The sequence below is a fragment of the Streptomyces sp. NPDC059010 genome, assembly GCF_042740355.1.
Classification (GTDB): Bacteria; Actinomycetota; Actinomycetes; order Streptomycetales; family Streptomycetaceae; genus Streptomyces.
Genome location: NZ_JBHYJA010000004.1, coordinates 281,459 through 290,012 on the forward strand (window position 1 = coordinate 281,459; position 8,554 = coordinate 290,012).

The 8,554-nt window shown below is 70.7% G+C and carries 10 protein-coding genes; 7 read left to right on the forward strand and 3 right to left on the reverse strand.

From position 1 onward, the window contains the following. Window positions 1-48: 48 nt before the first annotated feature. On the reverse strand, window positions 49-1,443 hold the full coding sequence (locus ACFWYS_RS06245; protein ID WP_384764043.1) for a metallopeptidase TldD-related protein: 1,395 nt from the start codon (window positions 1,441-1,443) through the stop codon (window positions 49-51). Next, window positions 1,440-2,963, reverse strand: a complete 1,524-nt coding sequence (locus tag ACFWYS_RS06250; RefSeq protein ID WP_384764046.1) for a TldD/PmbA family protein — start codon at window positions 2,961-2,963, stop codon at window positions 1,440-1,442. The genes ACFWYS_RS06245 and ACFWYS_RS06250 overlap by 4 nt, the downstream gene beginning before the upstream one ends. A 240-nt stretch (window positions 2,964-3,203) precedes the next feature. Here ACFWYS_RS06250 and fabG point away from each other — a divergent pair, with 240 nt between their 5' ends. The 3 genes from fabG to ACFWYS_RS06265 all read left to right on the forward strand — a co-directional run bounded on the left by fabG (window position 3,204) and on the right by ACFWYS_RS06265 (window position 5,204). After that, on the forward strand, window positions 3,204-3,908 hold the full coding sequence (fabG, locus tag ACFWYS_RS06255; protein WP_384764048.1) for a 3-oxoacyl-[acyl-carrier-protein] reductase: 705 nt from the start codon (window positions 3,204-3,206) through the stop codon (window positions 3,906-3,908). A 5-nt stretch (window positions 3,909-3,913) separates the two neighbouring features. Further along, window positions 3,914-4,690, forward strand: coding sequence for an enoyl-ACP reductase FabI (gene fabI, locus ACFWYS_RS06260; protein ID WP_384764051.1), 777 nt, complete (start codon window positions 3,914-3,916; stop codon window positions 4,688-4,690). A gap of 163 nt (window positions 4,691-4,853) precedes the next feature. Continuing rightward, the gene (locus ACFWYS_RS06265) at window positions 4,854-5,204 is read left to right on the forward strand and encodes a hypothetical protein (RefSeq protein WP_384764054.1); all 351 of its coding nucleotides are present in this window, start codon (window positions 4,854-4,856) and stop codon (window positions 5,202-5,204) included. Here ACFWYS_RS06265 and ACFWYS_RS06270 read toward each other — a convergent pair. Next, window positions 5,182-5,874 (reverse strand): FadR/GntR family transcriptional regulator, encoded by a 693-nt coding sequence (locus ACFWYS_RS06270; protein ID WP_384764057.1) that lies wholly within the window; start codon window positions 5,872-5,874, stop codon window positions 5,182-5,184. The genes ACFWYS_RS06265 and ACFWYS_RS06270 overlap by 23 nt on opposite strands. An 82-nt stretch (window positions 5,875-5,956) precedes the next feature. On the opposite strand from ACFWYS_RS06270, the gene ACFWYS_RS06275 reads away from it, so the two are divergent. From ACFWYS_RS06275 to ACFWYS_RS06290, 4 genes are all read left to right on the forward strand, one after another. Beyond that, the gene (locus tag ACFWYS_RS06275) at window positions 5,957-7,291 is read left to right on the forward strand and encodes a CynX/NimT family MFS transporter (RefSeq protein WP_384764059.1); all 1,335 of its coding nucleotides are present in this window, start codon (window positions 5,957-5,959) and stop codon (window positions 7,289-7,291) included. Window positions 7,292-7,362: 71 nt separating this feature from the next. Next, window positions 7,363-7,479: an SGM_5486 family transporter-associated protein gene (locus tag ACFWYS_RS06280; protein ID WP_272122887.1), complete on the forward strand. Its 117-nt coding sequence runs from the start codon at window positions 7,363-7,365 to the stop codon at window positions 7,477-7,479. Between the two features lie 168 nt (window positions 7,480-7,647). Beyond that, window positions 7,648-7,854 carry a hypothetical protein gene (locus tag ACFWYS_RS06285; RefSeq protein ID WP_384764062.1) on the forward strand — a complete coding sequence of 69 codons (207 nt, stop codon included), beginning with the start codon at window positions 7,648-7,650 and terminating at the stop codon, window positions 7,852-7,854. A gap of 65 nt (window positions 7,855-7,919) precedes the next feature. Beyond that, a complete protein-coding gene (locus ACFWYS_RS06290; RefSeq protein WP_384764064.1) occupies window positions 7,920-8,438 on the forward strand; it encodes a SixA phosphatase family protein in 519 nt (172 codons plus the stop codon). Window positions 8,439-8,554: the final 116 nt, after the last annotated feature.

The following is an 8,554-nucleotide window of genomic DNA, read 5'->3' on the forward strand; positions in this document are numbered from 1 at the left end:
ATGATCTTCGGCCGGTCGGATGACAGCCGACTGCAAACGCCTACGAGGTTATACGCCCTGACTGACAGAGCTCATGTTGAAATCGGGGACGCGCAGCGCGGGCATCGCCGCCCTGGTGAACCAGTCGCTCCACTCCCGGGGCAGGGTCTTCTCCGTACGCCCCGCCTCGGTCGCCCGGCCGAGCAGGCCCACCGGCGACTCGTTGAACCGGAAGTTGTTGACCTCGCCGGTCACCTCGCCGTTCTCGACGAGGTAGACGCCGTCCCGGGTCAGGCCCGTGAGCAGCAGCGTCGCCGGGTCGACCTCGCGGATGTACCACAGGCAGGTCAGCAGCAGCCCGCGCCCGGTGTTCGCGACCATCTCCTCGATCGACCGGTCCTCGCCGCCGTCCAGGATCAGGTTGTCGATGCCCGGCGCCACCGGCAGACCGGTCAGCCCCGCACTGTGCCGGCTGGTCATGAGGTGCTTCAGTTCGCCCGCACGCAGCCACTCCGTCGCCCCGAGCGGCAGCCCGTTGTCGAACACCGACTGGTCGCCCCCCGAGGAGTGCGCGATCACGAACGGCGCGGTCTCAAGGCCCGGCTCGTTCGGGTCGCTGCGCAGCGTCAGCGGCAGCTCGCTCAGCTTCTCGCCGACACGCGTCTTGCCACCGGGCTTGGAGAACACCGTCCGGCCCTCGACCGCGTCCCGCCCCGACGCCGACCACATCTGGTAGATCAGCAGGTCGGCCACGGCGGTCGGCGGCAGCAGCGTCTCGTACCGTCCCGCCGGCAGCTCCAGCCGCCGCTCGGCCCAGCCGAGGCGTACGGCCAGCTCGGCATCGAGCGCCGTGGGGTCCACGTCCTTGAAGTCCCGCGTGGAGCGCCCCGCCCACGCCGAGCGGGTGCGGTCCGGCGACTTGGCGTTCAGCTCCAGCGTCCCGTTGGGCTGGTCGTGCCGCAGCCGCAGTCCCGTGGAGGTGCCCAGGTACGTCGACACCAGCTCGTGGTTGGCGAAGCCGTACAACTCCCGCCCGCCCGCACGCGCGCGTGCGAACGCCTCGCCGAGCGCCGGGGCGAAGTCGGCGAACACGGTGGACGAGGTCTCGGCCGGGCCGTCCGTGAAGTCCGGCGACGCCGGTACGTCCGTCACCAGCGGCTGCGCGTCCTCGGCGGGCCCGGCACCGCGCGCGGCGGCCTCGGCGGCCCGCACCAGCGGCTCCAGCTCGTCCGCGGTCACGGCCGACCGGGACACCACCCCGGAGGCCGTTCCCTCCTTGCCGTCGACGGTCGCGACGACGGTGAGCGTCCGCCCGCGCGTGACGCCGTTCGTGGTGAGTGCGTTGCCCGCCCAGCGCAGATTGGCGGTCGACTGCTCGTCGGCGATGACGACGCACCCGTCGGCCCGCGACAGCTCAAGGGCCCGCTCGACGATCTCGTGCGGCTTGTTCGTACGAGGGCTCATCGACCGGCCTCCTGGGTGGTGTTGAGAATGTTGACGCCCTTGAAGAGGGCCGACGGGCAGCCGTGCGAGACGGCCGCGACCTGCCCCGGCTGCGCCTTGCCACAGTTGAAGGCACCGCCCAGGACATACGTCTGCGGACCGCCCACCGCGGCCATCGAGCCCCAGAAGTCGGTGGTCGTCGCCTGGTACGCGACGTCCCGCAGCTGCCCGGTGATCCGCCCGTTCTCGATCCGGAAGAACCGCTGCCCGGTGAACTGGAAGTTGTAGCGCTGCATGTCGATCGACCAGGACCGGTCGCCGACGACATAGATCCCGCGGTCGACGCTGCCGATCAGATCCTCGGTCGACATCCCGGCCGGATCCGGCTGCAGCGACACATTGGCCATGCGCTGCACCGGCACATGGCCGGGGGAGTCGGCGAACGCGCACCCGTTGGACCGCTCGAACCCGGTCAGCTTCGCGATGCGCCGGTCCAGCTGGTAGCCGACGAGGGTGCCGTTCTTCACCAGGTCCCAGGACTGGCCCGCGACGCCCTCGTCGTCGTAGCCGATGGTCGCCAGGCCGTGCTCGGCGGTGCGGTCCCCGGTGACGTTCATCAGGTCGGAGCCGTACCGGAGCTTGCCGAGCTGGTCGAAGGTGGCGAAGGAGGTGCCGGCGTAGGCGGCCTCGTAGCCGAGGGCGCGGTCCAGTTCGGTGGCGTGGCCGATGGACTCGTGGATGGTCAGCCACAGATTGGAGGGGTCCACGACGAGGTCGTACGGCCCCGCCTCCACGCTCGGCGCCCGCATCTTCTCGGCGAGCAGCTCGGGGATGCGCGCCAGCTCGTCGTCCCAGTCCCAGCCGGTCCCCGTCAGGTACTCCCAGCCGCGTCCGACGGGCGGTGCGATGGTGCGCATGGAGTCGAACTCGCCGCTCGACTCGTCGACCGACACGGCGGTCAGCTGCGGATGCAGCCGGACGCGCTGCTGGGTGGTCACGGTCCCGGCGGTGTCGGCGTAGAACTTGTTCTCATGGACGGTGAGCAGCGAGGCGTCGACGTGGTTCACCCCGTCCGCCGCCAGCAGCCGCGCGCTCCAGTCCGCCAGCAGCCCCGACTTCTCCTCGTCGGGCACGCTGAACGGATCGATCTCGTACGACGAGACCCACGTCTTGTCGCTGTGCACGGGCTCGTCGGCGAGCTCCACCCGCTCGTCCGACCCGGCGGCCTTGATCACCTGGGCGGACAGCTTCGCCATCGCCACGGCCTGCGAGGCGACCTTGGCGGCGGCGTCCAGCGTCAGATCGACACCCGATGCGAACCCCCACGTCCCGCCGTGCACCACGCGCACCGCGTACCCGAGGTCGGTGGTGTCCGACGAACCGGCGAGCCTGGCGTCCCGCAGCCGCCAGGACGCGCTGCGCACCCGCTCGAACCGGAAATCCGCGTGTTCGGCACCCAGCGCACGCGCGCGTGCCAGCGCGGCGTCGGCCAGGGCGCGTAGCGGAAGCGCCGTGAAGGCTTCATCGATCGTATGGGGCACGGAGGTCTCCCTGCTGTCGTGGCCTGTGGGCACCGATCATTTCGCGCGGGCACGGCCGTGGACCACAGGTTTCCGGCTGGAGTCGGCAACTTTCTGTAGGGACCCGACAGCGACGCCGGTAAGCCACTGTCGGTGCCCGAATGTCCGATGCCGGGACGGGACCGATAGGTTTTCGGAGAAGCCGCCTGTCATCCAGCTGTTCGGGCGGGTGTGTCAGACCCCTATCGAAAGGGTGATCCGTTGAGCCGCTCGGTTCTCGTCACCGGAGGCAACCGGGGCATCGGCCTCGCCATCGCCCGCGCTTTCGCCGACGCCGGCGACAAGGTCGCGATCACATACCGCTCGGGTGAGCCGCCGGCCGGCTTCCTGGCCGTCAAGTGCGACATCACCGACACCGAGCAGGTGGAGCAGGCCTACAAGGAGATCGAGGCCGAGCACGGCCCGGTCGAGGTGCTGATCGCCAACGCCGGCATCACCAAGGACCAGCTCCTGATGCGCATGTCCGAGGAGGACTTCACGTCTGTCCTCGACACCAACCTCACCGGCACCTTCCGCGTGGTCAAGCGTGCCAACCGCGGCATGCTGCGCGCCAAGAAGGGCCGCGTCGTCCTGATCTCCTCCGTCGTCGGCCTCTACGGCGGCCCGGGCCAGGCGAACTACGCGGCCTCCAAGGCCGGCCTGGTCGGCTTCGCGCGTTCCCTCGCCCGTGAGCTGGGCTCGCGCAGCATCACCTTCAACGTCGTCGCGCCCGGCTTCGTCGACACCGACATGACCAAGGTGCTCACCGACGAGCAGCGTGAGGGCATCGTCAAGCAGGTGCCGCTCGGTCGTTACGCGCAGCCGGAGGAGATCGCCGCGACGGTGCGGTTCCTCGCCTCGGACGACGCCTCGTACATCACTGGAGCCGTCATCCCCGTTGACGGCGGACTGGGAATGGGTCACTGAACACCATGGCTGGAATCCTTGAGGGCAAGAAGATCCTCATCACCGGCGTGCTGATGGAGTCCTCCATCGCCTTCCACGCCGCCAAGCTGGCCCAGGAGCAGGGCGCGGAGATCATCCTCACCGCCTGGCCGCGTCCGACGCTCACCGAGCGCATCGCCAAGAAGCTGCCCCAGCCGGAGAAGGTCAAGGTCCTGGAGCTCGACGTCTCCAACGACGAGCACCTCGCCCGTCTGGAGGGCCAGGTCCGCGAGCACCTGGGGGACCGGCTGGACGGTGTCGTGCACTCCATCGGCTTCGCGCCGCAGGACGCGCTCGGCGGCAACTTCCTGAACACGCCGTTCGAGTCCGTGGCCACCGCCATGCACGTCTCCGCCTTCTCCCTGAAGTCGCTGACGATGGCGCTGCTGCCGCTGATGACCGAGGGCGGCTCCGTCGTCGGCCTCACCTTCGACGCGCAGTTCGCCTGGCCGCAGTACGACTGGATGGGCCCGACCAAGGCCGCCCTGGAGGCCACGAACCGCTACATGGCGCGTGACCTGGGCAAGCACGACATCCGCTGCAACCTGGTCTCGGCGGGCCCGCTCGGCTCCATGGCCGCGAAGTCCATCCCCGGCTTCGCCGAGCTGGCGTCCGTGTGGGACAGCCGCTCCCCGCTGGAGTGGAAGCTGGAGGACCCCGAGCCGGCCGGCCGCGGCATCGTCGCCCTGCTGAGCGACTGGTTCCCGAAGACCACCGGCGAGATCGTCCACGTGGACGGCGGTCTGCACGCCATCGGCGCCTGATCCCACCCCCGCGTCGCCGACGCCCCGTTTCCCGCAGCGCGCGGGGGGCGGGGCGTCACCCGTTCGGTCTATCCGACGAGGCGGGCGAGGCCGGCGACCGCGCACCCTGGAGTACGCGTTCATCCCGCGAGCCCCTCACCCGTACGGCCGAGGAGGTCCCGTTGTGCGCTTCTCCCGCCGCCTGGCCTCAACGTCCGTCGCCGTCGCTCTCGTACTGCCCCTGTCGTACGAGGCGATAGCCCACGCGCGTGTGCCCGCCGCCGAAGTGCGGCCCCAGGAGCCGTTCGGCGCCGCATGCCGCGTACGTGTCACCGGATCCCAGGTGACCGCTTACTGTCACAACCCCTATCCAGGTACCGATCGGGTGAGCCTGCACGTCGAGTGCGCCCGTTGGTGGGACATCGACAGCGACGGCTCACCGGTGGACGCCGGGCCCGCGCAGACCGTGCGGCTCACCGGGCGCTGCTGGAAGGAGGTCGGCTCGGTGTGGGTCAGCCACGACCGGGAGGGCTGAAACGTCCCGGACGGCACAGGAACGGATAGCTCGCCGCCTCCGCCGCGGCCGCCGTCGCGTCGCCCGCGCGGATCGCGTCGACCAGGCGCGCGTGGTCCATGTGCGTCTCCGGCGTCAGCTCCGTGCCGACGTCCTCGCGCAGCCAGTCCCGCAGCACCTCGCCCAGGTCGGCGTACATCGCGGTCATCACGTCGTTGTGGGAGGCCGCCACCACCGCCAGATGGAAGGTCGCGTCGGCGGCCACGAAGGCCTCCGCGTCCCCCGACTCCCAGGCCTCCTCGCGCCGCACCAGCAGCGCGTCCAGCTGCTTGAGGTCCTTCTCCGTGCGCCGCTCGGCGGCCAGCTGCGCGGCGGACGACTCCAGCGTGGCGCGCAGCTCGGCGATGTGCCGGGGATCGGCGTCGGCGAAGCGGCGGTGCATCACGCCGGCCAGCTCGCTGGTCGCCACCACATAGGTGCCGGAGCCCTGGCGGATGTCCAGCAGGCCGTTGTGCGCGAGCGCGCGGACCGCCTCGCGCACGGTATTGCGGGCCACGCCGAGCTGCTCGACCAGCTCGGGCTCGGTCGGGATACGGGAGCCGACGGGCCACTCGCCCGAGGTGATCTGGTTCCGCAACGCCGCGATGACCTGCTCGGACAGCGCCGAGCGGCGGGGGTGGCTCAGGGGCATGGCACACCTTCGCACGGGAGGTTCCGGACCGTACGGACCGGGGGTGGACAGCCAATCATCCCATGATTCTATGATGGGTCTCATGGTGAGCAAGGAAACCGTGAGCGAGGAAACCCGGACGGCGACGTCCACACGCATACGCACCTCCGAGGCAAACACCCCTGAGCCCGAGGCACGCACCACCACGGAGCCCGCCACGCGCGCGTGGACGGTACGGCTGCTCGTGCTCGGCATCGTGCTGACCGCGCTGAACCTCCGCCCCGCCATCACCAGCCTCGGCGCCCTCCTCGAAGAGGTCCGCGACGCGCTCGGCATGAGCGGCAGCGTCGCCGGACTCCTCACCTCGGTGCCCCCGCTCTGCTTCGCCGTCTTCGGCGTGGCGGCCCCCCGCCTGGCCCGTCGCTTCGGCCCGGGCGCGGTGGTGTGCGCGGGCATGGTCGCCATCAGCGCCGGCCTGCTCATACGGCCGTACGCGGGCAGCACGGCCGGTTTCCTGGCCGCCACCGCGCTCGCCCTCATGGGCATCGCGGTCAGCAACGTCCTGATGCCGGTCATCGTCAAGCGCTGGTTCCCGGACCGGGTCGGCTCCATGACCGGCCTGTACTCGATGGCCCTCGCCCTCGGCACCGCGTCCGCGGCGGCCGTGACGGTGCCCATGACCGAGATGCTGGGCGGGAGTTGGCAGACCGGGCTCGCCGTGTGGGGAGCGCTCGGGGCGGCGGCCGTACTGCCCTGGCTGCCCTTCGTACGGGACCGGGGGACTGCGCCCGCCTCCTCCGCGCAGGACGAGCACGCGCGCGTGGAGGCGCCCCCGGTGCGGATCACCCGGAGCCGCACCGCCTGGGCCCTCGCCGTCTACTTCGGGCTGCAGGCCACCGGCGCCTACATCACGATGGGCTGGATGGCCCAGATCTTCCGGGACTCGGGCGTGCGGGCGAGCACGGCCGGGCTGCTGCTCGCCGTCACCATGGTCATGGGCGTGCCGCTGGCCTTCGTCATCCCGCGCCTGGCCACCAGGCTGCCCCACCAGGGGCCGATCGTGCTCGCGCTGGGCGCCTGCGGCCTCGTCGGCTACGCCGGCCTGTACCTCGCCCCGTCCGCCGGTTCCTGGGCCTGGGCCCTGCTGCTCGGCGTCTCCAACTGTTCGTTCCCGCTCGCCCTCACCATGGTCGGCATGCGGGCCAGGACCAGCGCGGGAGTGGCCCAGCTGTCGGCGTTCGCGCAGAGCACCGGCTATCTGCTCTCCATCCCCGGCCCGCTCCTGGTCGGCGTGCTCTACCAGCACAGCGGCGGCTGGGGGCTGCCCATCGCGCTCATGGCGGGCCTGATGATCCCGCAGATGGCGGTAGGGGTCCTCGCGGGACGCAACCGCACGGTGGAGGACGAGGCGGCGGCCCGCCGACCCCGGAGCCGGTGAAGCAACCCCGGCAGAGCCTGTGAAGCAACCCCCGCGCGCCCGGCATGGGAGGGGAGTGCGAGACTTGCCGTATGCCAGTGCTCGATCCGAACCCCAAGAACGGCCAGAAGAACATGCTGCTCGTCTTCGGCGCGTTCTTCGCCATCTTCGTGATCATCGCCGTCATCGCGACGATCGCGTCCCCCTGACCTGCCCCGCCGTGACCGATGGTGGGGCTAGCACCACCATCCCCTAGGGGGCGAGTGTCAGGGTCAACTGGGTGGATCACCGGATGGGTTGAGGGCCGGGACTTCCGTAGCTTCGAAGTGTGCCCGCGAGAGGCGGACACCGACCGATCGAAGACCCACGGAGGCATCATGTCGGCCCCTACGCACACCCCGCCCCACCCGGCGTCCACGGGCCGTGCCGACATCCGGCTGCCCTGGTGGGCCCTCGCCCTGCCGACACTCGCCTTCATCACGCTGCTGACGCTGATACTCAACCCGTCCGATGCGCACGCCGCGACCTCGGAACCCGCGATCACCCAGCTCTTCGAGCGCGTACAACAGCTGATCATGCGCTGAGCACGGCAAGAACCGCACGTCAACTCCCTGCGCCCCATGGCCTGTTTCATGCGAAGCTGGGACTCATGAGCGTCGCAGAACCCCGCAGGATTGTCCTCTTCCGGCATGCGAAAGCCGACTGGCCACAGGTGACCGACCACGAGCGGCCGCTCGCCGATCGGGGCCGACTGGACGCGGCAGAGGCCGGACGCAGGCTGGCCGACACCGCCATCCCCTTCGATCTGGCCCTGTGCTCCACCGCGACCCGAACCCGGGAGACCTGGAAGCTCGCCGTCCACGAGTTCCCGCACCGGCCGAAAACCGTATACGAAGAGCGGGTCTACGAGGCCTCGCCCGGCGAGCTGATCGCCGTGCTCAACGAAACGCCCGACGACGCGCAGAACGTCCTGCTGATCGGCCACAACCCGGGTGTGCAGGGCCTCGCCGAGATCCTGTCCGGCTCGGCCGACGGCGACGCACGCGAGCGGATGAGCCGCCGGGGCTTCCCGGCCGCCGCCTTCGCCGTCCTCTCCTTCAGCGGCACCTGGAAGGCGCTGGAGCCCGGCGTGGCCACGCTGCTCGACTACTGGGCGCCATCCGAGTGACCGACCCACACCAAGGGGCCCCGGGGCCCCGCACCCGGGGGCGCCCCCGCCGCAGATGGGGCGCTATCTCAGCAAACTCCCCCGAGCCGCGGCGCGCGAGCGCCACAGAGCGATGG

Excerpts from the sequence above, each read along its gene's own strand:
- ACFWYS_RS06270 (WP_384764057.1), bottom strand. The coding sequence starts at position 5,874 with ATGCCCCTGAGCCACCCCCGCCGCTCGGCGCTGTCCGAGCAGGTCATC.
- ACFWYS_RS06285 (WP_384764062.1), top strand. The coding sequence starts at position 7,648 with ATGTCGGCCCCTACGCACACCCCGCCCCACCCGGCGTCCACGGGCCGT.
- ACFWYS_RS06290 (WP_384764064.1), top strand. The coding sequence starts at position 7,920 with ATGAGCGTCGCAGAACCCCGCAGGATTGTCCTCTTCCGGCATGCGAAA.
- fabI (WP_384764051.1), top strand. The coding sequence starts at position 3,914 with ATGGCTGGAATCCTTGAGGGCAAGAAGATCCTCATCACCGGCGTGCTG.
- ACFWYS_RS06280 (WP_272122887.1), top strand. The coding sequence starts at position 7,363 with ATGCCAGTGCTCGATCCGAACCCCAAGAACGGCCAGAAGAACATGCTG.
- ACFWYS_RS06245 (WP_384764043.1), bottom strand. The coding sequence starts at position 1,443 with ATGAGCCCTCGTACGAACAAGCCGCACGAGATCGTCGAGCGGGCCCTT.
- ACFWYS_RS06275 (WP_384764059.1), top strand. The coding sequence starts at position 5,957 with ATGGTGAGCAAGGAAACCGTGAGCGAGGAAACCCGGACGGCGACGTCC.